17 protein-coding genes are annotated in these 21675 nt (G+C 71.2%); 9 read left to right on the top strand and 8 right to left on the bottom strand.

The features are described from left to right. Positions 1-92: 92 nt before the first annotated feature. The gene (locus tag E6R18_RS06365; protein WP_136315850.1) at positions 93-1220 is read right to left on the bottom strand and encodes a PAC2 family protein; all 1128 of its coding nucleotides are present in this window, start codon (positions 1218-1220) and stop codon (positions 93-95) included. 206 nt (positions 1221-1426) lie between these two features. On the opposite strand from E6R18_RS06365, the gene E6R18_RS06360 reads away from it, so the two are divergent. The 5 genes from E6R18_RS06360 to E6R18_RS06340 all read left to right on the top strand — a co-directional run bounded on the left by E6R18_RS06360 (position 1427) and on the right by E6R18_RS06340 (position 7213). Next, entirely contained in the window at positions 1427-2764 is a 1338-nt protein-coding gene (locus E6R18_RS06360) for an enolase C-terminal domain-like protein (RefSeq protein WP_136315849.1), read from the top strand. After that, the gene (locus E6R18_RS06355; RefSeq protein WP_136315848.1) at positions 2761-3540 is read left to right on the top strand and encodes an SDR family oxidoreductase; all 780 of its coding nucleotides are present in this window, start codon (positions 2761-2763) and stop codon (positions 3538-3540) included. The genes E6R18_RS06360 and E6R18_RS06355 overlap by 4 nt, the downstream gene beginning before the upstream one ends. A gap of 63 nt (positions 3541-3603) precedes the next feature. Beyond that, positions 3604-4644 (top strand): sugar ABC transporter substrate-binding protein, encoded by a 1041-nt coding sequence (locus E6R18_RS06350; RefSeq protein WP_136315847.1) that lies wholly within the window; start codon positions 3604-3606, stop codon positions 4642-4644. Between the two features lie 2 nt (positions 4645-4646). Next, entirely contained in the window at positions 4647-6164 is a 1518-nt protein-coding gene (locus E6R18_RS06345) for a sugar ABC transporter ATP-binding protein (protein ID WP_136315846.1), read from the top strand. After that, the gene (locus E6R18_RS06340; protein WP_136315845.1) at positions 6161-7213 is read left to right on the top strand and encodes an ABC transporter permease; all 1053 of its coding nucleotides are present in this window, start codon (positions 6161-6163) and stop codon (positions 7211-7213) included. The genes E6R18_RS06345 and E6R18_RS06340 overlap by 4 nt, the downstream gene beginning before the upstream one ends. Positions 7214-7288: 75 nt before the next feature. Here the strand turns inward: E6R18_RS06340 and E6R18_RS06335 are convergent, their stop codons facing one another. The 5 genes from E6R18_RS06335 to E6R18_RS06315 all read right to left on the bottom strand — a co-directional run bounded on the left by E6R18_RS06335 (position 7289) and on the right by E6R18_RS06315 (position 13105). After that, positions 7289-7960 carry a FadR/GntR family transcriptional regulator gene (locus E6R18_RS06335; RefSeq protein ID WP_136315844.1) on the bottom strand — a complete coding sequence of 224 codons (672 nt, stop codon included), beginning with the start codon at positions 7958-7960 and terminating at the stop codon, positions 7289-7291. A 106-nt stretch (positions 7961-8066) separates the two neighbouring features. After that, positions 8067-9680 (bottom strand): glycerol-3-phosphate dehydrogenase/oxidase, encoded by a 1614-nt coding sequence (locus E6R18_RS06330; RefSeq protein WP_136315843.1) that lies wholly within the window; start codon positions 9678-9680, stop codon positions 8067-8069. A gap of 5 nt (positions 9681-9685) precedes the next feature. Continuing rightward, a complete protein-coding gene (gene glpK, locus E6R18_RS06325; RefSeq protein ID WP_136315842.1) occupies positions 9686-11227 on the bottom strand; it encodes a glycerol kinase GlpK in 1542 nt (513 codons plus the stop codon). Positions 11228-11268: 41 nt separating this feature from the next. Continuing rightward, a complete protein-coding gene (locus E6R18_RS06320; protein WP_136315841.1) occupies positions 11269-12060 on the bottom strand; it encodes an MIP/aquaporin family protein in 792 nt (263 codons plus the stop codon). Between the two features lie 262 nt (positions 12061-12322). Continuing rightward, positions 12323-13105 carry an IclR family transcriptional regulator gene (locus E6R18_RS06315; RefSeq protein WP_206308228.1) on the bottom strand — a complete coding sequence of 261 codons (783 nt, stop codon included), beginning with the start codon at positions 13103-13105 and terminating at the stop codon, positions 12323-12325. Positions 13106-13315: 210 nt separating this feature from the next. Here E6R18_RS06315 and metH point away from each other — a divergent pair, with 210 nt between their 5' ends. Then, entirely contained in the window at positions 13316-16828 is a 3513-nt protein-coding gene (gene metH, locus E6R18_RS06310; protein ID WP_136315839.1) for a methionine synthase, read from the top strand. Between the two features lie 119 nt (positions 16829-16947). Then, positions 16948-17640 (top strand): HAD family phosphatase, encoded by a 693-nt coding sequence (locus tag E6R18_RS06305; RefSeq protein WP_136315838.1) that lies wholly within the window; start codon positions 16948-16950, stop codon positions 17638-17640. A gap of 75 nt (positions 17641-17715) precedes the next feature. Here E6R18_RS06305 and E6R18_RS06300 read toward each other — a convergent pair whose 3' ends face one another. Then, positions 17716-18387, bottom strand: a complete 672-nt coding sequence (locus tag E6R18_RS06300) for a response regulator transcription factor (protein ID WP_136315837.1) — start codon at positions 18385-18387, stop codon at positions 17716-17718. Positions 18388-18396: 9 nt separating this feature from the next. Continuing rightward, on the bottom strand, positions 18397-19242 hold the full coding sequence (locus E6R18_RS06295; protein ID WP_240799612.1) for a PD-(D/E)XK nuclease family protein: 846 nt from the start codon (positions 19240-19242) through the stop codon (positions 18397-18399). A gap of 172 nt (positions 19243-19414) precedes the next feature. On the opposite strand from E6R18_RS06295, the gene E6R18_RS06290 reads away from it, so the two are divergent. Next, complete coding sequence (locus E6R18_RS06290; protein ID WP_136315836.1) at positions 19415-20665, top strand: site-2 protease family protein; 1251 nt, start codon at positions 19415-19417, stop codon at positions 20663-20665. Positions 20666-20725: 60 nt separating this feature from the next. Further along, positions 20726-21634 (top strand): tRNA (adenine-N1)-methyltransferase, encoded by a 909-nt coding sequence (locus tag E6R18_RS06285; protein ID WP_136315835.1) that lies wholly within the window; start codon positions 20726-20728, stop codon positions 21632-21634. Positions 21635-21675 lie beyond the last annotated feature (41 nt).

Below are 21675 nucleotides of genomic sequence, written 5' to 3'. Positions count from 1 at the left end.
TGACGGCGAGAAAGCAAGGGAGCCGGGCGGGTGCGCACCCGCCCGGCTCCGCGCTGCCCGGGCCGGCCCTTGCCGGGCCGGTCCTGCCCGGTTCAGTCCTGCGAGGGGCCGTCCGGGCCGTTGTCCGTGTCCGCGTCCGGCCCGTCGTCGGACGATCGCGCCGGGTCGTCGTCCGCGGCGCGGTCGTCGTCGGGGTCGCCGGGCGAGGGCCTTCCGGTCCCCGGGCCGCCCGGGCGGCCGCTTCCGGGCCCGCTCACCGGTCCGGGCCCTGTCTCCGGCCGGATCGGCTTCGGCGGTCTGGTGCGGCCGCTGGAGGCGTCGCGCAGATAGGTGGCGTCCCCGCTCTCCGTGGCGTGCCCGCCGGACGGCTGGCCGGGGCCCGGGTCGCGGCGCCTGAGATAGCGCTCGAACTCCCGGGCGATGGCCTCGCCGCTCGCCTCGGGCAGCTCCGCGGTGTCCCGGGCCTCCTCCAGCGTCTGCACGTACTCGGCCACCTCGCTGTCCTCGGCGGCCAGTTGGTCGACCCCGACCTGCCAGGCGCGCGCGTCCTCCGGCAGTTCGCCGAGCGGGATGCGCAGCCCGAGCAGGTCCTCCAGGCGGTTCAGCAGCGCCAGCGTGGCCTTCGGGTTGGGCGGCTGCGACACGTAGTGCGGCACCGCCGCCCACAGGCTCACCGCGGGCACGCCGGCGTGCGTGCACGCCTCCTGGAGGATGCCGACGATGCCCGTCGGGCCCTCGTATTTGGTCTCCTCCAGGTCCATGGTGCGCGCCAGATCGGGGTCGGACGTGACCCCGCTGACCGGGACCGGCCGGGTGTGCGGGGTGTCGCCCAGCAGCGCACCGAGCACCACCACCATCTCGACGCCCAGTTCATGCGCGAAGCCCAGGATCTCGTTGCAGAACGAGCGCCAGCGCATGGACGGTTCGATACCCCGGACCAGGACCAGATCGCGGGGCTTGTCCCCGCCGATGCGGACCACGGAGAGCCGGGTGGTCGGCCAGGTGATCTTGCGCACCCCGCCGTCCAGAAAGACGGTCGGGCGATTGACCTGGAAGTCGTAGTAGTCCTCGGCGTCCAGCGCCGCGAACACCTCGCCCTTCCACTCCCGGTCCAGGTGCGCGACCGCCGTGGAGGCGGCGTCACCTGCGTCGTTCCACCCCTCGAACGCGGCCACCATGACCGGGTCGATCAGCTCGGGAACCCCCTCGAGCTCGATCACCCAGGCCTCCTTCCGAAGTTCCCTTGTGTACGGAACAACCTTACGGCTTACGGCCTCCCGCACAGCAGGCCCTTGGCGCGGCCCGGGCAATACATCCGATCTGTGGTCCGCGATTTTGGGCCCACCTCTGGACTTACCTCCTCTGAGGCGGCTATACATCGGATGACCGGAACAGAGGTCCGATGTTATTTCCCCTGGGGGCGCACATGAGTCAGACCGTCACGGATTTCGAGGTCCACGACATCCGTTTTCCGACCTCGGAACAACTGGACGGCTCGGACGCCATGAACCCGGACCCCGACTACTCGGCCGCCTACGTCATCCTGCGCACCGACGCCGCCGACGACACCGGCGCCGCTGCCGAGGGGCATGGCTTCTGCTTCACCATCGGGCGCGGCAACGAGGTGATGGCCGCCGCCATCGAGGCGCTGCGGCCGCACGTCACCGGCCGCCCGGTGCCCCGTACGGCGGCCGACCTCGGCGCCCTGTACCGGGACCTCACGCACGACTCCCAACTGCGCTGGCTCGGGCCCGAGAAGGGCGTGATGCACATGGCGGCCGGCGCGGTGGTCAATGCCGCCTGGGACCTGGCGGCGAGACAGGCGGGACTGCCCGTCTGGGAGTTCCTGGCCGGCATGACGCCCGAGGAACTGGTCTCCCTGGTCGACTTCCGCTACCTCACCGACGCGCTCACCCCCGAGGAGGCGCTGGCCATCCTGCGGGCCGCCGAACCGGGCCGCGCCGAGCGCGCCGCCCGGCTGCGGGCCGAGGGCTACCCCGCGTACACCACCTCGCCCGGCTGGCTCGGCTACTCCGACGACAAGCTGGTCCGGCTCGCCAAGCAGGCCGTCGCCGACGGCTTCACCCAGATCAAGCTCAAGGTCGGCGGCGAGGTCGGCGACGACGTGCGCCGGATGGCACTCGCCCGCGAGGCCGTCGGCCCCGGCATACGGATCGCGGTCGACGCCAATCAGCGCTGGGACGTCGCCGACGCGGTCGCCTGGATGACCGCGCTCGCCCCGTACGACCCGCACTGGATCGAGGAGCCGACCAGCCCCGACGACGTACTCGGCCACGCCGCCGTGCGCGCCGGGCAGCCGGTCAAGGTCGCCACCGGCGAACACGTCGCCAACCGCGTCGTGTTCAAGCAGCTGCTCCAGGCCGGGGCCGTCGACTTCGTCCAGATCGACGCCGCACGCGTCGCGGGCGTCAACGAGAACCTGGCGATCCTGCTGCTGGCCGCCAAGTACGGCGTCCCGGTCTGCCCGCACGCGGGCGGCGTCGGACTGTGCGAACTGGTCCAGCACCTCGCGATGTTCGACTACGTGGCCGTCTCCGGCACCTGGGATGACCGGGTGATCGAGTACGTCGACCACCTCCACGAACACTTCGTCGACCCGACCGTCATCGAGAACGGGCGCTACACCGCCCCCGCCTCGCCGGGCTTCTCGGCCACGATGCGCCCCGAGTCGATCGCCGCACACAGCTATCCGCACGGGCCCGTCTGGCAGGCCCGCCGCGTCGAGAAGGAGGAGAGCCGATGACCGGCACACACGACTTCGAGGGAATGAACGCCCTGGTGACGGGCGGCGCCTCCGGCATCGGCGCCGCCGTCACGGCCCAGCTCATCGAGCGCGGCGCCCGGGTCGCCGTCCTCGACCGGGACACCTCAGGCGCACCCCGGGGGGCCCTCGCCGTCGAGGCCGACGTCAGCGACGACGCCGCCGTGCGCGCCGGAGTGGAGCGGGCCGTCTCCGTCATGGGCTCCCTGCACACCCTCGTCTCCAACGCGGGCATCGGCTCCATCGGCACCGTCGAGGACAACGCCGACGAGGAGTGGACCAGGGTCCTCGACATCAATGTCCTCGGCATGGTCCGCACCGCCCGGCACGCCCTGCCCCACCTGCGCAGAGCCGCCGCCGACCGCCCCGGCGCCGTGTCGATCACCCACACCTGCTCGATCGCCGCCACCGCCGGGCTGCCCCAGCGCGCCCTGTACAGCGCGAGCAAGGGCGCCGTCCTCGCGCTGACCCTCGCCATGGCCGCCGACCACGTCCGCGAGGGCGTCCGCGTCAACTGCGTCAACCCGGGCACCGCCGACACCCCCTGGGTCGGCCGGCTGCTGGACCAGGCCGAGGACCCGGCCGCCGAACGCGCCGCCCTCAGCGCCCGGCAGCCGCTGGGCCGGCTGGTCACCGCCGAAGAGGTGGCCGCCGGGATCGTCTACCTCGCCGGTCCCGCCGCGGCCTCCGTGACCGGCACCGCACTGGCCGTCGACGGCGGGATGCAGGGCCTGCGCCTGCGCCCCGCCGGCAGCTGAAACCGCACCGCCGCAATGCCATCCGGGCTCCGAGCCGCGACCTCACCAAGGAACGGGACACCAATGAGAGTGCGTACGACGAGTGCGGCCGCCTGTGCCGTACTGCTGGCCGTCACCGCCCTCGCGGGCTGCAACCGCGAATCGTCGGACAGCGGCGCGGGCGGCGGCAAGGTCGGCATCGACCTGCCGCGCAGCGACAGCGACTTCTGGAACTCCTACCAGAACTACATCAAGAAGGGCGTCAAGGACGGCGAGGTCTCCGCGCTCCCGCTGACCAACTCGCAGAACGACATCGGCAAGCTCGTCGCCAACGTCCAGACCTTCACCGACCAGGGTGCCAAGGCCGTCGTCATGGCCCCGCAGGACACCGGCGCCATAGCCGAGTCGCTCAACACGCTCAACGAGAAGAAGATCCCCGTCGTCAGCGTCGACACCCGCCCCGACAAGGGCGACATCTACATGGTGGTGCGCGCCGACAACAAGGCGTACGGGACGAACGCCTGCAAGTACCTCGGCGAGCGGCTGAAGGGCAAGGGCAAGGTCGTGGAGTTCCAGGGCGACCTGTCCTCCATCAACGGCCGCGACCGGTCCGAGGCGTTCAAGGCGTGCATGGACAAGGACTTCCCGGACATCAAGGTGTTCGAGCTGGCCACCGACTGGAAGGGCGACGTCGCCTCCGCCAAGCTCCAGTCGACGCTGGCCGCCCACCCCGACATCGACGGCATCTACATGCAGGCCGGCGGCGTCTTCCTGCAGCCCACCCTCGCGCTCCTGGAACAGAAGAAGCTGCTCAAGCCCGCCGGTTCGCCCGGCCACATCACCATCATCTCCAACGACGGCATCCCGGAGGAGTTCGACGCCATCAAGGCCGGGAAGATCGACGCGACGATCTCCCAGCCCGCCGACCTGTACGCGAAGTACGCGCTGTACTACGCCAAGGCGGCCCTGGACGGGAAGACCTTCAAGGAGGGTCCCACCGACCACGACTCCACCATCATCAAGATCCCGAACGGCTACGAGGACCAGCTCCCCGCGCCCCTGGTCACCAAGGACAACGTCGACGACCCGAAGCTGTGGGCCAACCAGCTGGAGAAGAAGAGCTAGCCATGGACCAGGCAGCACCACCCGCCGTACAGGCGGAAGGCGTCGTCAAGCGCTTCGGGCCGACCGTGGCGCTGGACGGGGTGAAGCTGACCGTGCGGCCCGGCGAGTCGCACGCGCTCGTCGGCCGCAACGGCGCCGGCAAGTCCACCCTGGTCAGCGTCCTGACCGGGCTCCACAAGGCGGACGCGGGCACCGTCACATTCGGCGGGGAGCCCGCCCCCGCCTTCGGGGACACCACGGCCTGGCAGTCCAAGGTCGCCTGCGTCTACCAGAAGTCCATGGTCGTCCCCGACCTGACCGTCGCCGAGAACCTCTTCCTCAACCGGTTCGACGACCACGCCCGCTGGATCAGCTGGGGCAGGCTGCGCAAGCGCGCCGAGCAGCTGCTCGCCGCGTACGGAGTCCAGGTCGACCCGAACACCCGGGCGCGCGATCTCGCGGTCGAGCAGCGGCAGTTCGTGGAGATCGCCCGCGCGCTGTCCTTCGGCGCCCGGCTGATCATCCTGGACGAGCCGACCGCCCAGCTCGACGCCCGGGGCATCGCCCGGCTCTTCGACAAGCTGCGCGAACTCCAGAGCCGGGGCGTGGCGTTCCTCTTCATCTCCCACCACCTCCAGGAGGTGTACGAGCTGTGCACCGCGGTCACCGTCTACCGCGACGCCCGCCACGTCCTGACCGCCCCCGTCGCCGACGTCGCCAAGGAGGACCTGGTCGCGGCGATGACCGGCGAGAAGGCCGCCGGCGCGACCGCCTGGCACGCGGCCGGCGACACGGCGCCCGACCTGTCGGCCGAGCCCGTCCTGACCACCGAACAGCTGGCCCTGGACGGCCGGTTCGAGCCCCTGGACCTCCAGGTGCGCCCCGGCGAGGTGCTCGGCCTGGCCGGCTCCGCGGCCAGCGGCAACACCGCGGTCGGCGAAGTGCTCGCCGGTATGCGCAAGGCGGGCGGCGGCACGGTCCGGGTGCGCGGCCGGGCCGTACGGACGGGCAGTGTCCCGCACGCCCTGGCCGCCGGGATCGGCTACATCCCCGAGGACCGGCACGACCAGGGCCTCGTCCTGGAGCGCAGCGTCGCCGAGAACGCCACCCTCACGGTCACCGACCAGCTCGGCCCGTGGGGGACCGTCCTGCCCTCCCGTACCAGGGAGTTCGCCCGGTCCATGATCGCCTCACTGGACATCAAGACCCAGGGGCCCGAGCAGCCCGTCTCCGGGCTCTCCGGCGGCAACCAGCAGAAGGTCGTGGTCGCCCGCGCGCTCGCCCGTGAACCCAGCGTCCTGGTGGCCGTCCGGCCCACCGCGGGCGTGGACGTCAAGTCCAAGGACTCGCTCCTCGGAGTCGTACGCCGGGTCGCCGACGCGGGCAACGCCGCGGTCGTCGTCTCGGACGAGCTGGACGACCTGCGGGTCTGCGACCGGGTGCTCGCCCTGTTCCACGGGCGGGTCGTCGCAACGTTCGACAGCGGGTGGACCGACGGGGAACTCGTCGCCGCCATGGAAGGTGTGGGGGAAAGGGAATGACCGGCACGGTACGGCCGTCCACGGCCGACGACTTCGACACGGCACTGAAGGGCTCCCCGGGCGGGAACAGCCCGCTGAGCCGGCTTGGGCTGATCCGGTGGAGCGACTTCTCGCTGGTGCCGGTGATCCTGGTGCTGATGCTGATCGGCTTCATCGTCTCGCCGGTCTTCCTCACCTCCGACAACCTGATCAGCGTCGTCCAGCAGTCCTCCGAGCTGAGCCTGCTGGTCCTCGGCCAGGCGCTGATCCTCATCTGCGGCCGGATGGACCTCTCGCTCGAATCGACGATCGGCATCGCGCCCGTCGTCGCGATGTGGCTGGTGCTGCCCGCCGAGGGCGGCCGCTTCGCCGGCCTCGGGCTCCTCCCCGCCTGGTCGGCGATCCCGCTCTGTCTGCTGGTCGGCCTCGTCATCGGTGCGATCAACGGCTTCCTGATGCTGAAGCTGCGGGTCAACGGCTTCATCGCCACGCTCGGCATGCTCACCATGCTGCGCGGACTCCACATCGGCATCACCGAGGGCAAGTCCATCACCGACGTCCCGGAATCCTTCCGCTACCTCGGCAAGACCTCGTGGTTCGGTGCGCCGGCCGCGGTCTGGATCTGCCTGGTCCTCTTCGCCGTCGGCGGCGCGGCCCTGGCCTGGCTGCGCCACGGGCGCTCGCTGTACGCGATCGGCGGCAACCCGGAAGCGGCCCGCGCCGCGGGCATCCGCGTCGACCGCGTCACCTGGATCGTCCTCGCCATCGGCGGCCTGCTCGCCGCCTTCGCGGGCATCCTCTACACCGGCCACTACGGGGCGGTCGCCGCGACCCAGGGCGACGGCTGGATCTTCCAGGTCTTCGCCGCCGCCGTGATCGGCGGCATCAGCCTCAAGGGCGGCCGCGGCACCCTGTTCGGCGCCCTGACCGGCGTACTGACGCTCCAGCTGGTCGTCAACGTCATGACCCTCGGCGGCGTCCCGGCCCTGTGGAACCAGTTCCTCAACGGTGCGATCATCATCGTCGCCCTGGTCATCTCCCGCTTCGCGAGCGGCGAGAAGCAGGACTGAAGGCCCGCCCGGACCCCGCTCCTCAAGCCCCTCCGGCGTTTGAGGAGCGGGGTCCGGGGCAGAGCCCCGGGTCGGCTACAACGTCGACCGCAACCACTGCTCCACGCTCGCCACATGCACCGTCGCCCAGGCCCGCGCAGCCTCCGCGTCCCGGTCCCGCAGCGCCGACACGATCGCCCGGTGCTCGTGCAGCGTCCGGCTCACCGCGTCCTCCTGGGTCAGCCCCCGCCACACCCGCGCCCGCGTCGTCGGCCCCGAGAGGCCGTCGAGCAGCGAGCAGAGCACCGAGTTGCCGGACGACTGGACGATGCCCCGGTGGAAGTCCAGGTCGCAGGCCACCAGCTCCTCCACGGACGGGCGCTCGCCCAGCGCGTCCAGCTGGGCGCTGAGCGCGTCCAACTGCTCCTCGCTGATCCGGCTCGCCGCCATCGCCGTCGCGGCCGGCTCCAGGATCCGCCGCACCGCAAGGAACTCCAGCACCGTGTCGTCGCGGTGGAAGTCCACCACGAAGCTCAGCGCTTCGAGCAGCAGCTGCGGGTCCAGGCTGGTGACGTACGTGCCGTCGCCCTGGCGCACGTCGAGGATGCGGATCAGCGACAGGGCGCGCACCGCCTCCCGCAGCGAGTTGCGGGACAGGCCCAGCTCCGAGGCGAGCTCGCTCTCCTTGGGGAGACGATCGCCGGGCCGTAGCGCACCCGAGACGATCATTCCCTTGATCTTCTCGATGGCCTCGTCAGTGACAGCCATGGGCGACCTCCAGACATCCGATGTATCGCCCTATTATGCGTGCCCGACGAGGGCCGGTACGACCTTCGGACCAACTCGAAGGCCGCCCGGCCACCCGGTGCGCGCCTCAGCCGCGCCGCTCGCCGAGCACCGACTCCACACCGGCCCTGATCTCGTCCGTCGCCAGGCCCCGGATCGTCAGCGTCGTCCGCCGCCGCAGCACGTCGTCCGCCGTCTCGGCCCACTCGTGGTCCCGCGCGTAGGCGACCTGCGCCCAGATCTCCGGGGCTTCCGGGTGGATGCGCTCGGCGAGGGCCGGGTCGTCGTTGGCCAGCCGGGCGATGTCGAAGGACAGCGAACCGTAGTGCGTGGCCAGGTGCCGTGCCGTGTCGGCGGCCATCCGGGGGCCGGGCGTACCGCCGTCGACCAGCAGCCGGTGCGCCACCGCGTTCGGGTTGGCGATCCCCGGCAGCGGCAGCTTCCTCGGCAGCCGGGCCATCGGCTCCATGTCCTCGGCGAGCGGGTGCCCGGGGAGCGCGGCCAGCTTGTTCATCACCGTACGGCCGATGTGGCGGAACGTCGTCCACTTGCCGCCCGCGACCGACAGCATCCCGCCCCGGCCCTCCGTCACGACCGTCTCGCGCTTGGCCTTCGAGGTGTCACCGGGGCCGCCCGGCAGCACCCGCAGCCCCGCGAAGGAGTACGTGATCAGATCCCGCGACAGCTGCTGGTCGCGCACCGAGAACGCCGCCTCGTCCAGGATCTGCGCGGTGTCCTTCTCGGTCACCGCGACCTCGGCCGGATCGCCCTCGTACTCCTCGTCCGTCGTGCCCAGCAGCAGCATGTCCTCCCACGGCAGGGCGAACGTGATGCGGTACTTGTCGATCGGCGTGGCCAGCGCCGCCTTCCACGGGCGGGTGCGCTTGAGCACCAGGTGCGCGCCCTTGGACAGGCGTATGGAGGGCGCCGCGTCCGGGTCCTCCATCTTGCGCAGGTGGTCGACCCACGGGCCGGTTGCGTTGAGCACCAGGCGGGCGGTGACACCGAACTCGGTGCCGTCGGTACGGTCCTGGAGGTCCGCGCCCGTCACCCGGCCCTTGGTGAACCGCAGCCCGGTCACCGCCGCGTGGTTGAGCACCACCGCGCCCGCGTCGACGGCCGCGCGGACCGTCATCAGCGCCATCCGCGCGTCGTTCATCTGGTCGTCCCCGTAGACCGCGACGGCCTTCAGGTTCTCCGTACGCAGCTCCGGCACATCGCGCCGCGCCCGCGCCGGGCTGATCACATGGCCGACGCCGTCGCCGAAGGCGGACAGCGCCGAGTACGCGAACACGCCCGCGCCGAGCTTCGCCGCGCCGTGCGGCCCGCCCCTGTACACCGGCAGGTAGAAGGTGAGCGGATTGGCCAGGTGCGGGGCCACCTGGCGGGAGACCGCACGGCGCTCGAAGTGGTTCTCCGCCACCAGCTTCACCGCGCCGGTCTGCAGGTAGCGCAGACCGCCGTGGAGCAGCTTGGAGGAGGCGGAGGAGGTGGCGCCGGCGAAGTCGCCGGCGTCCACCAGCGCCACCCGCAGCCCGGACTGCGCGGCGTGCCAGGCGGTGGAGATGCCCAGGATGCCGCCACCGATCACCAGGAGGTCGTACGTCGCCTTGGAGAGCTGCTCCCGGGTCTCGGCACGGCTCGGAAGGGAGCCGGAGGCCGGATGCGTCCCGAGGGCGGGGACGCTCTGCAGGGTGGTCATGTTGTCTACTCCTCGTCGTCCAGCCAGCCCATGGTGCGTTCCACGGCCTTGAGCCAGCTCTTGTACTCGCGGGCGCGGGTGTCCGCGTCCATGCGGGGGGTCCACTCGGCGGCCCTGCGCCAGTTGGCGCGCAGCGCGTCGGTGTCGGGCCAGAAGCCGACGGCCAGTCCGGCGGCGTAGGCGGCACCGAGGCAGGTGGTCTCGGCGACCATCGGCCGCACCACGGGCGCGTCCAGGAAGTCGGCGAGCGTCTGCATCAGCAGGTTGTTGGAGGTCATCCCGCCGTCGACCTTGAGCGCGGTCAGCTCGACGCCGGAGTCCTTGGTCATGGCGTCGCTGATCTCCCGCGTCTGCCAGGCGGTGGCCTCCAGCACGGCACGGGCGATGTGCGCCTTGGTGACGTAGCGGGTGAGGCCGGCGATGACACCGCGGGCGTCGGGGCGCCAGTACGGGGCGAACAGGCCGGAGAAGGCCGGCACGAAGTACGCGCCGCCGTTGTCCTCGACCGAGGAGGCCAGGGTCTCGATCTCGGCCGCGGACTGGATCAGGCCCATCTGGTCGCGCATCCACTGCACCAGCGAACCGGTGACGGCGATCGACCCCTCCAGGGCGTACACCGCCTTCTGCTCGCCGATCCGGTAGCCGACCGTGGTCAGCAGCCCGTTGTAGGAGTTGACCGGCGTCTCACCGGTGTTCATCAGCATGAAGGTGCCGGTGCCGTACGTGGACTTGGCCTCGCCCTCGGCGAAGCAGGTCTGGCCGAACAGCGCCGCCTGCTGGTCGCCCAGTGCGGAGGCCACCGGCACCCCGTCGAGCACGCCGCCCTTGGTGGTGCCGTACACCTCGGCCGAGGAGCGGATCTCGGGCAGCATGGCCATCGGCACGCCGATGGAGGAACAGATCTTCTCGTCCCACTGCATGGCGTGCAGGTTCATCAGGAGGGTGCGCGAGGCGTTGGTGACGTCGGTGACGTGGACGCCGCCGTCGGTTCCGCCGGTCAGGTTCCAGATGACCCAGGAGTCCATGGTGCCGAAGAGGATGTCGCCGCGCTCGGCCCGCTCGCGCAGCCCCTCGACGTTGTCGAGCAGCCAGCGGGCCTTGGGCCCGGCGAAGTACGAGGCGAGCGGCAGCCCGGTCTCGCGGCGGAAGCGGTCCTGGCCGACGTTGCGGCCGAGCTCCTTGCAGAGCGCGTCCGTACGGGTGTCCTGCCAGACGAGGGCGTTGTGGACGGGCTCACCGGTGTGCTTGTCCCACAGCAGGGTGGTCTCGCGCTGGTTGGTGATGCCGATGGCCTTCACGTCGGCGGCGGTGATGCCCGCCTTGACGATGGCTCCGGCGACGACCTCCTGCACGTTCTCCCAGATCTCGGCGGCGTCGTGCTCGACCCAGCCGGGCTTGGGGAAGATCTGCTCGTGCTCCTTCTGGTCGACGGAGACGATCCGGCCGTCCTTGTCGAAGACGATGCAGCGGCTGGAGGTGGTGCCCTGGTCGATGGCCGCGATGAACGGCCCGGTGCCGTGGGTGCCGGTGGTGTGTGCGTCGGTCACGGTGTGCTCCCGGAGGTCTGTGTGGTGTGGGTGGGGGCGGGCTAAGCGAAGGCGAGGTTGTAGAGCCCGCCCGCGAGTGCGCCGCCGATCAGCGGGCCGACGACGGGGACCCATGCGTAGCCCCAGTCGGAGCCGCCCTTGTTCGGCAGCGGAAGCAGCGCGTGCACGATACGCGGACCGAGATCGCGGACCGGGTTGATCGCGTACCCCGTCGGGCCGCCGAGCGACAGGCCGATGCCGACGACGACCAGTGCGGTGATCAGGGCGCCCAGCGCGCCGAGGCCGTTGCCGTCGTCGTTGAGGCCCTGGGTGAGGATCGCCAGCACCAGCACGATCGTGGCGATGACCTCGGTGAGGACGTTCTGCACGGCGTTGCGGATCTCAGGACCGGTCGAGAAGACACCGAGAACCGGTCCAGCCTTGGGAGCGGCGGTCTGGTCGACCATGCCCTCCTCACCCGTATGGGCGCGCAGGACCTCCGGATCGGTGAGATGGGCCCGGAACTGCCCGTAGTAGGTCAGCCAGACCAGCACCGCGCCGATCATCGCGCCGAGGAGTTCGGAGGCGAGGTAGAGCGGTACGTCGCTCCACTTCGTGCCGCCCTCGATCGCCAGGCCGATGGTGACCGCCGGGTTGAGATGCGCCCCCGACACGCCGCCGGCCAGATAAGCGCCGGTCAGGACCGCGAACCCCCACCCGAAGGTGATGGCGAGCCAGCCGGCGTTCTGCGCCTTCGAGTGCTTGAGCGTGACGGCGGCACAGACACCGGCGCCGAGCAGGATGAGTACGGCGGTACCGATGGTCTCGCCGATGAAGATGTCGGAGCTGGACACCCGCGACTCCTTTGTCGTTCGTCCAGGGAAGCCGAACCCCGGGTCCCTCCGGTGGTCCGCGCCCTCGTGTGAGGGCTTGGCCGGCCCTTGGCACAGTCACACCCTAACGCGTATTTCCGTTAAGTGTTCGACAATGCCGACCGGTGAACGGCAGTGTTTCTCCCGGGCGAAGCCAGCGTCAAGAGGTTGTGACCGCGGACTCGGCCGTCGGTGACGGCCGACGGGTGTACGGGGGTGCCCGGCGCGACGGCGGGGCGGGGGCTCAGAAGCGCCGGGCGCCCAGGTCCCGGGAGACCGCGCGGGCGCAGTCGCGTACGGCCGCGACCAGCTCGGGGCGCAGCTCCCCGTCCTTGCAGACCCGCTCCACCGCACCGGTGACGGCGATGGCCCCCACCGGCATCCGGCGCCGGTCGTGGATCGGGGCGGCCACCGCGGCCACCCCCTCCCAGGTCTCCTCCACGTCGGCCGCCCAGCCCCGGGCCCGGGTCAGGTCGAGCATCGCCTCGAACTCCTCCGGGCCGGTGACGGTCCGGGGCGTGAACGACCGGCGCTCGGCCTCCAGCGCCTCCGTGTGGGCCACCGGGTCGTACGCGGACAGCACCTTGCCCAGGGCCGTGGAATGCAGCGGCTGCATGGCCCCCACCTCCAGGACCTGCCGGCTGTCGTCGGGGCGGAAGACGTGGTGGACGATCAGCACGCCCTGCTGGTGCAGCACGCCCAGGTGGACGCTCTCGCCGCTGGACCGGGCCAGGTCGTCCGTCCAGACCAGGGCCCGGGCCCGCAGCTCGTGGACGTCGAGGTAGCTGTTGCCCAGGCGCAGCAGTTCCGCCCCGAGCTGGTAGCGGCCGGACGCGGCGTCCTGCTCGACGAATCCCTCGTGCTGGAGCGTGCGCAGGATGCCGTGTGCGGTGCCTTTGGCCAGGCCCAGGGAGGAGGCGATGTCGGACAGCCCGAGCCGCCGCTCGCCGCCTGCCAGCAGCCGCAGCATCGCGGCCGCCCGCTCCAGCGACTGGATGTTCTTGGCCATCGCGCCGTACTCCTCCACCTTGTTCGACAATGCTGAACACTATCGGCCGATGCCGACCCGCGCTCGACCGCGGCGGAAGTCCGCAGCTCCCCGCCACCCCGGACACAGCATGCAGTCCGGCTCGTGGGACAGAGTGACCGCCCGGGAGAAGGCCCGGCTACCCTGACCGGGTGCGCCTTCCGCCGAAGACGCAAAGCCGACAGCCGTCGCAACCCAGGGAGTACATCCATGGCCTCGTCGCCGACCTCTTCCGCCGACAGCCGGAACCGAGCCGCAGCCCTCCGTGAGGCGCTCGCCACCCGAGTGGTGGTGGCCGACGGAGCCATGGGCACGATGCTCCAGGCGCAGGACCCCACGCTCGCGGACTTCGAGAACCTCGAAGGCTGCAACGAGATCCTGAACCTCACCCGGCCGGACATCGTGCGCTCCGTGCACGAGGCGTACTTCTCCGTCGGCGTCGACTGCGTCGAGACCAACACCTTCGGCGCCAACACGGCGGCCCTCGGCGAGTACGACATCCCCGAGCGGGTCCACGAGCTGTCCGAGGCCGGCGCGCGCATCGCCCGCGAGGTCGCCGACGAGTACACCGCCTCCACCGGGGAGCAGCGCTGGGTGCTCGGCTCCATGGGCCCCGGCACCAAGCTCCCGACCCTCGGCCACGTCCCCTACGTCACCATCCGCGACGGCTTCCAGGCGAACGCCGAGGGCCTCGTCGCCGGCGGCGCCGACGCGCTGATCGTGGAGACGACCCAGGACCTCCTGCAGACCAAGGCCGCGATCCTCGGCGCCCGCCGCGCCCTGGACGCCCTGGGCAGCGACCTGCCACTGCTGTGCTCGCTCGCCTTCGAGACGACCGGCACCATGCTGCTGGGCTCCGAGATCGGCGCGGCCCTCACCGCCCTGGAACCGCTCGGCATCGACATGATCGGTCTGAACTGCTCGACCGGGCCGGCCGAGATGAGCGAGCACCTGCGCTACCTCACCCGCCACTCCCGCATCCCGCTGCTCTGCATGCCCAACGCCGGACTGCCGGTCCTCACCAAGGACGGCGCGCACTTCCCGCTCGGCCCCGAGGGGCTGGCCGACGCGCAGGAGACGTTCGTCCAGGAGTACGGGCTCTCACTGGTCGGCGGCTGCTGCGGTACGACTCCGGAGCACCTGCGCCAGGTCGTCGAGCGCGTGCGCGGCGCCGCCCCCGCGACCCGCGACCCGCGCCCCGAGCCCGGCGCCGCCTCCCTGTACCAGACCGTGCCCTTCCGCCAGGACACCTCGTACCTGGCCATCGGCGAGCGTACGAACGCCAACGGGTCCAAGAAGTTCCGCGAGGCCATGCTCGAAGGCCGCTGGGACGACTGCGTGGAGATGGCCCGCGACCAGATCCGCGAGGGCGCGCACATGCTCGACCTGTGCGTCGACTACGTGGGCCGCGACGGCGTCGCCGACATGGAGGAGCTGGCCGGCCGGTTCGCGACCGCCTCGACCCTGCCGATCGTCCTGGACTCCACGGAGCTGCCCGTGCTGCGGGCCGGCCTGGAGAAGCTCGGCGGCCGCGCGGTCCTCAACTCCGTCAACTACGAGGACGGCGACGGGCCCGAGTCCCGCTTCGTCAAGGTCACCCGGCTGGCCGCCGAGCACGGCGCCGCGCTGATCGCCCTCACCATCGACGAGGAGGGCCAGGCCCGCACCGCCGAGCACAAGGTCGCCATCGCCGAACGGCTCATCGCGGACCTGACCGGCAACTGGGGCATCCAGGAGTCGGACATCCTGATCGACACCCTGACCTTCACCATCTGCACCGGCCAGGAGGAGTCCCGCAAGGACGGCATCGCCACCATCGAGGCCATCCGCGAGCTGAAGAAGCGCCACCCGGCCGTGCAGACCACGCTCGGCCTGTCGAACATCTCCTTCGGCCTCAACCCGGCCGCCCGCACCGTGCTGAACTCCGTCTTCCTGGACGAGTGCGTCAAGGCCGGCCTCGACTCCGCCATCGTGCACGCCTCGAAGATCCTGCCGATCGCCCGGCTGGAGGAGGAGCAGGTCAAGGTCGCCCTCGACCTCCTCTACGACCGCCGCGCCGAGGGCTACGACCCCCTGCAGAAGCTCATGGAGCTCTTCGAGGGCGTCAACATGAAGTCGATGAAGGAGGGCAAGGCCGAGGAACTGCTCGCCCTGCCGCTGGACGAGCGCCTCCAGCGCCGCATCATCGACGGCGAGAAGAACGGCCTGGAGGACGACCTCGCCGAGGCCCTTCAGGACACGCCGGCCCTGGACATCGTCAACAACACCCTGCTGGAGGGCATGAAGGTCGTCGGCGAACTCTTCGGCTCCGGCCAGATGCAGCTGCCGTTCGTGCTCCAGTCCGCCGAGGTCATGAAGAGCGCGGTGGCCTACCTGGAACCGCACATGGAGAAGACCGACGCCGAGGGCAAGGGCACCATCGTCCTGGCCACCGTCCGCGGCGACGTCCACGACATCGGCAAGAACCTCGTCGACATCATCCTGTCCAACAACGGCTTCAACGTCGTCAACATCGGCATCAAGCAGCCCGTCTCCGCGATCCTGGAAGCCGCCGAGGAGCACAAGGCGGACGTCATCGGGATGTCCGGCCTCCTGGTCAAGTCCACCGTGATCATGAAGGAGAACCTGGAGGAGCTGAACCAGCGCAAACTGGCCGCCGAGTACCCGGTGATCCTGGGCGGCGCCGCCCTCACCCGCGCCTACGTCGAGCAGGACCTCCACGAGATCTACGAGGGCGAGGTCCGCTACGCCCGCGACGCCTTCGAGGGCCTGCGCCTGATGGACGCGCTCATCGCCGTCAAGCGCGGCGTCCCCGGCGCCACCCTCCCCGAGCTGAAGCAGCGCCGCGTCCCCCAGCGCGACACCGCCGTGCTGGAGGTCGAGGAACCGGAGGAGGGCGTGCGCTCCGACGTCTCCGTCACCAATCCGGTGCCCACCCCGCCGTTCTGGGGCAGCCGGGTCGTCAAGGGCATCCAGCTCAAGGAGTACGCCTCCTGGCTGGACGAGGGCGCCCTGTTCAAGGGCCAGTGGGGCCTCAAGCAGGGCAGGGCCGGTGACGGACCGACGTACGAGGAGCTCGCCGAGAGCGAGGGCCGCCCGCGCCTGCGCGGCCTGCTCGACAGGCTGCAGACGGAGAACCTGCTGGAAGCGGCCGTCGTCTACGGCTACTACCCCTGCGTCTCCAAGGGCGACGACCTGATCCTGCTGCACGAGGACGGCTCGGAGCGTACCCGCTTCACCTTCCCGCGCCAGCGCCGCGGCCGCCGCCTGTGCCTGGCGGACTTCTTCCGCCCCGAGGAGTCCGGCGAGACGGACGTCATCGGCCTCCAGGTCGTCACCGTCGGCTCGAAGATCGGCGGCGAGACCGCCAAGCTCTTCGAGGCCAACTCCTACCGCGACTACCTGGAGCTGCACGGGCTCTCCGTACAGCTGGCCGAGGCGCTCGCCGAGTACTGGCACGCACGGGTCCGCTCGGAGCTGGGCTTCGCGGGGGAGGACCCGGCGGACGTCGAGGACATGTTCGCCCTGAAGTACCGGGGCGCCCGCTTCTCGCTGGGCTACGGCGCCTGCCCCGACCTGGAGGACCGGGCGAAGATCGCGGACCTGCTCCAGCCGGAGCGGATCGGCGTCCACCTCTCCGAGGAGTTCCAGCTCCACCCCGAGCAGTCCACCGACGCGATCGTCATCCACCACCCGGAAGCGAAGTACTTCAACGCGCGGTAGGACACCGTTCGCCGCGCGGTAGCCGATCAGGTCGTACACTGGTCGGTCCAATGCAGGCCGGTCGCCCTTCCTCCGGGACGGGCGGCCGGCCTTCTCGTCCCTCATGGAAGGTGTGCCGGATGACCAGTACGGTTCCCGCGTCCCTGACCCGTACGGCCGAGGGCGCTGCCCTCCAGGCCGTGTTCCTCGACATGGACGGCACCTTGGTCGACACCGAGGGCTTCTGGTGGGACGTCGAGGCCGAGGTCTTCGCCGACCTCGGGCACCGGCTGGACGAGGCGTGGCGCGAGGTCGTCGTCGGGGGGCCGATGACCCGCAGCGCCGGCTACCTCATCGAGGTCACCGGAGCCGACGTCACCCTGGACGAGCTGACCGTGCTGCTCAACGACCGGTTCGAGAAGCGCATCGGCCGCGGCGTGCCGCTGATGCCGGGCGCCGCGAGACTCCTGGCCGAACTGCACCGGCACGAGATCCCCACCGCCCTCGTCTCCGCCTCGCACCGCCGGATCATCGACCGGGTCCTTGACTCCGTGGGCCGCCACCACTTCGCGCTCACCGTCGCGGGCGACGAGGTCACCCGCACCAAGCCGCACCCCGAGCCCTACCTCACCGCCGCCCGCGGCTTCGGCGCCGACCCCCGGCTGTGCGCCGTCATCGAGGACACCGCGACCGGGGTCGCCGCGGCGGAGGCGGCCGGCTGCCGGGTCGTCGCGGTGCCCTCGGTCTCACCGATCGCGCCCGCCGCCGGCCGGGTCGTCGTGGGCTCCCTCGAAGAAGTCGATCTCGCGTTCCTCAGGGGCCTGGTCACCTGAACGGACCAGGCGCGGCGCACGGCCACGAAGCCCGCCGCGAGGCACGCGAGACACCCCCGGGCCCCCGCCCACGCCTCACTGGGCGCCGGGGCGCACCAGGCCGCTCTCGTACGCGTACACCGCGGCCTGCACGCGGTCGCGCAGGCCCAGCTTCGTCAGCACATGGCCCACGTGCGTCTTCACCGTCGTCTCGCTGACGAACAGGTCGGCGGCGATCTCCGCGTTCGACAGGCCGCGCGCCACCAGCTTCAGGACCTCCACCTCGCGGTCCGTCAGCGTGTGCAGCGTGTCCGGCACCGGCTCCTCGCCGGACGGCAGGTGGTCCGCGTACTTGTCGAGCAGCCGGCGCGTGACGCTCGGGGCGAGCATCGCCTCGCCGCCCGCCACCACCCGGATGGCCTGAACCAGCTCATCGGCCGGCGCGTCCTTCAGCAGGAAGCCGCTCGCGCCCGCCCGCAGCGCCTCCACCACGTACTCGTCGAGGTCGAACGTGGTCAGCACCAGCACCTTGGCCGGACCGTCCCGGCCCGGGCCGGTGATCTGGCGGGTCGCCTCGACCCCGTCCATCCGGGGCATCCGGATGTCCATGAGCACCACATCGGGCTGGAGCGCGCGCACCTGGTCGATGGCCTGGAGACCGTCACCGGCCTCACCGACCACCGCCAGATCGCCCTCGGCCTCCAGAATCATCCGGAAGCCGGTGCGCAGCAGCGGTTGGTCGTCGACCAGAAGGACGCGGATAGCCACCAGATCTCCTCAATGCCCGTCAAGGGCCACAGGCCGGCCGGCCTCAGCCCGGACCGGGTCCATTCTGCCCTGGTCATCCTCCGCCGGATCCGCCGGGCGCACGGTCAGCGGATAGACCGGGGGAGTCCCGCCGAATTCGGGACAGAGCGCCTGGTGATCGCACCAGCCGCACAGCTTCGTCGGCCGCGGCCGCCACTCGCCCGTCCGCGTGGCCAGCGAGATCGCCTCCCACAGCGCCAGCAGCTTGCGCTCCACCCGCTCCAGGTCCGCCACGACCGGGTCGTACGTCATCACGTCACCGCTGCCCAGATAGACCAGCTGCAGCCGGCGCGGCACCACACCCTTCAGCCGCCACACGACCAGGGCGTAGAACTTCATCTGGAACAGGGCGCCCTCCGCGTACTCCGGACGCGGCGCCTTCCCCGTCTTGTAGTCGACGATCCGGACCTCGCCCGTCGGCGCCACATCGATCCGGTCGATCACCCCGCGCAGCCGCAGCCCCGACTCCAGCTCCGTCTCCACGAACAGCTCGCGCTCCGCCGGCTCAAGACGCGTCGGGTCCTCCAGCGAGAACCAGCGCTCCACCAGCCGCTCCGCCTGCGCCAGCCACTGCGCCAGCCGCTCGCCCTCCGGATCCTGCGCGAAGAGCTCGGAGAGCTCCGGCTTCGACTCCAGCAGCCGGTCCCACTGCCCCGGGACCAGCGCCGTCGCCCGGCCGGGCGTGCGCTCCGCCGCCGGATTGTCGAACAGCCGCTCAAGCACCGCATGGACCAGCGTGCCACGGGTAGCGGCCTCACTGGGCTTCTGGGGCAGCTTGTCGATGACCCGGAAGCGGTACAGCAGGGGGCACTGCATGAAGTCACTCGCCCGCGACGGAGAGAGCGACGAGGGCGGCTGCGGCCGGGGCGGAACGGAGGTCATGACGAAGACCCTACGACCCCCCACTGACACCAACCGGCATACCATCGACCACAGACCCTCGAACACCGCATCATCGTGCCGAAGGGCACCGAACCGAAGGGACCCCGTGGACGAGAGCGGCGACAGCCGGCAGCCGCGCCCCGGCCCGGGGGGAACCGGCCCCGGCGACGACCCCGGCAAGGGCGCGCCCCGGCGCCGGGACGAGCCGGGAGGCGGCATCCTCATGGGCCGCCCCTTCGGCGTACCCGTCTACGTCGCCCCCAGCTGGTTCGTGGTGGCGGCCCTGATCACCTGGGTCTTCGGCGGCCAGCTCGACCGGATCCTGCCCGGCCTCGGCGCAGCCCGCTACCTCGTCGCGCTCTTCTTCGCGATCGCCTTCTACGCCTCCGTGCTCGTGCACGAACTCGCGCACACGGTCGCCGCGCTGCGCTACAAGCTCCCCGTCCGCCGCATCCAGCTCCAGTTCTTCGGCGGCGTCTCCGAGATCGAGAAGGAGACCGAGACCCCCGGCCGCGAATTCGTCCTCGCCTTCGTGGGCCCGCTGCTCTCCCTGGTCCTGGCCGGCCTCTTCTACGTACCGCTGCTCTTCGTCGAGCGCGGCACCGTCCCCGCCGTCCTGCTCGGCGGGCTGATGATCTCCAACCTCATCGTCGCCGCCTTCAACCTGCTGCCCGGACTCCCGCTCGACGGCGGCCGCATGCTCAGGGCCGTCGTCTGGAAGATCACCGGCCGCCCCATGAGCGGCACCGTCGCCGCCGCCTGGGTCGGCCGCGCCCTCGCCGTCGGCACCCTCATCGGCCTGCCCCTGCTCACCCGCACTGGGGCCCTCGGCAACGACCCCGGCGAGATCAGCGGCATGGAAACCGTCACCGACGCCCTGCTCGCCGCGATCCTCGCCGCCATCATCTGGACCGGCGCGGGCAACAGCCTGCGCATGGCCCGGCTCCGCGAACACCTCCCCGACCTGCGCGCCCGCAGCCTCACCCGGCGCGCCGTCCCCGTCGAGGCCGCCACCCCGCTCTCCGAGGCCCTGCGCCGCGCCAACGAAGCCGGCGCCCGCGCGCTCGTCGTGGTCGACGGCAACGGCACACCCAAGGCCCTCGTCCGGGAGACCGCCATCGTCGGCATCCCCGAGCACCGCCGACCCTGGGTCCCCGTCAGCGGCCTCGCCCAAGACCTCACCGACGGCATGAAGGTCTCCGCCGAACTCGCCGGCGAAGCCCTCCTGGACCGCCTCAAGGCCGCCCCCGCCACCGAGTACCTCGTCGTGGAGGAGACCGGTGAGATCTACGGGGTCCTCTCCACCGCCGACGTCGAGCGGGCCTTCGTCGCCGCCATGGCCCGCCCCGCCGCCTGACGCTCGCACGTCTGTACGGGCAGCGGTCGGCGGCCCCCGAAACACCGGTACGCTGGTCACATGTCTGAACCGACCGGTGCCGCCCGCCGACGCGGGCCCTTCAAGGTCGGGGACCAGGTCCAGCTCACCGATCCCAAGGGACGCCACCACACCTTCACGCTCGAAGCCGGAAAGAACTTCCACACCCACAAGGGTTCTTTCCCGCACGACGAGCTGATCGGTGCCCCCGAGGGCAGTGTGGTCCGTACCACGGGAAACGTCGCCTACCTCGCGCTGCGCCCCCTGCTCCCCGACTACGTCCTGTCCATGCCCCGCGGCGCCGCCGTGGTCTACCCGAAGGACGCGGGGCAGATCCTCGCCTTCGGCGACATCTTCCCCGGCGCCCGCGTCGTGGAGGCGGGCGTCGGCTCGGGCGCGCTCTCCACCTTCCTGCTCCGCGCCATCGGCGAACAGGGCATGCTGCACTCCTACGAGCGCCGCGAGGACTTCGCCGAGATCGCCCAGCAGAACGTCGAGCGCTACTTCGGCAGCCCCCACCCGGCCTGGCAGCTCACCGTCGGCGACCTCCAGGACAACCTCACGGACACCGACGTGGACCGCGTCGTGCTGGACATGCTGGCGCCCTGGGAATGCCTGGACGCCGTCTCCAAGGCGCTCGTCCCCGGCGGCATCCTCTGCGCGTACGTCGCCACCACCACCCAGCTCTCCCGGACGGTCGAGTCCATCCGCGAGAACGGCTGCTTCGCCGAACCGCAGCCCTGGGAGTCGATGATCCGCAACTGGCACGTCGAGGGACTCGCCGTCCGCCCGGACCACCGCATGATCGGCCACACCGGCTTCCTCGTCACCGCCCGCCGGCTCGCCGACGGCGTCCAGGCCCCGGCCCGGCGCCGCCGCCCCTCCAAGGGCGCCTACGGCGAGGACTACGACGGCCCGGGCAGCCAGAGCGGCTCCGCCCCCCGGGACTGACCTCCCGCAACGCACCGGCGCCGCCGCCGAGTTCCCGGACC

This window comes from Streptomyces sp. A1277, from assembly GCF_004795015.1.
Lineage (GTDB): Bacteria > Actinomycetota > Actinomycetes > Streptomycetales > Streptomycetaceae > Streptomyces.
Note: the sequence above shows the minus strand (reverse complement) of the source record. Positions and strands in the feature narration are given on the sequence as shown.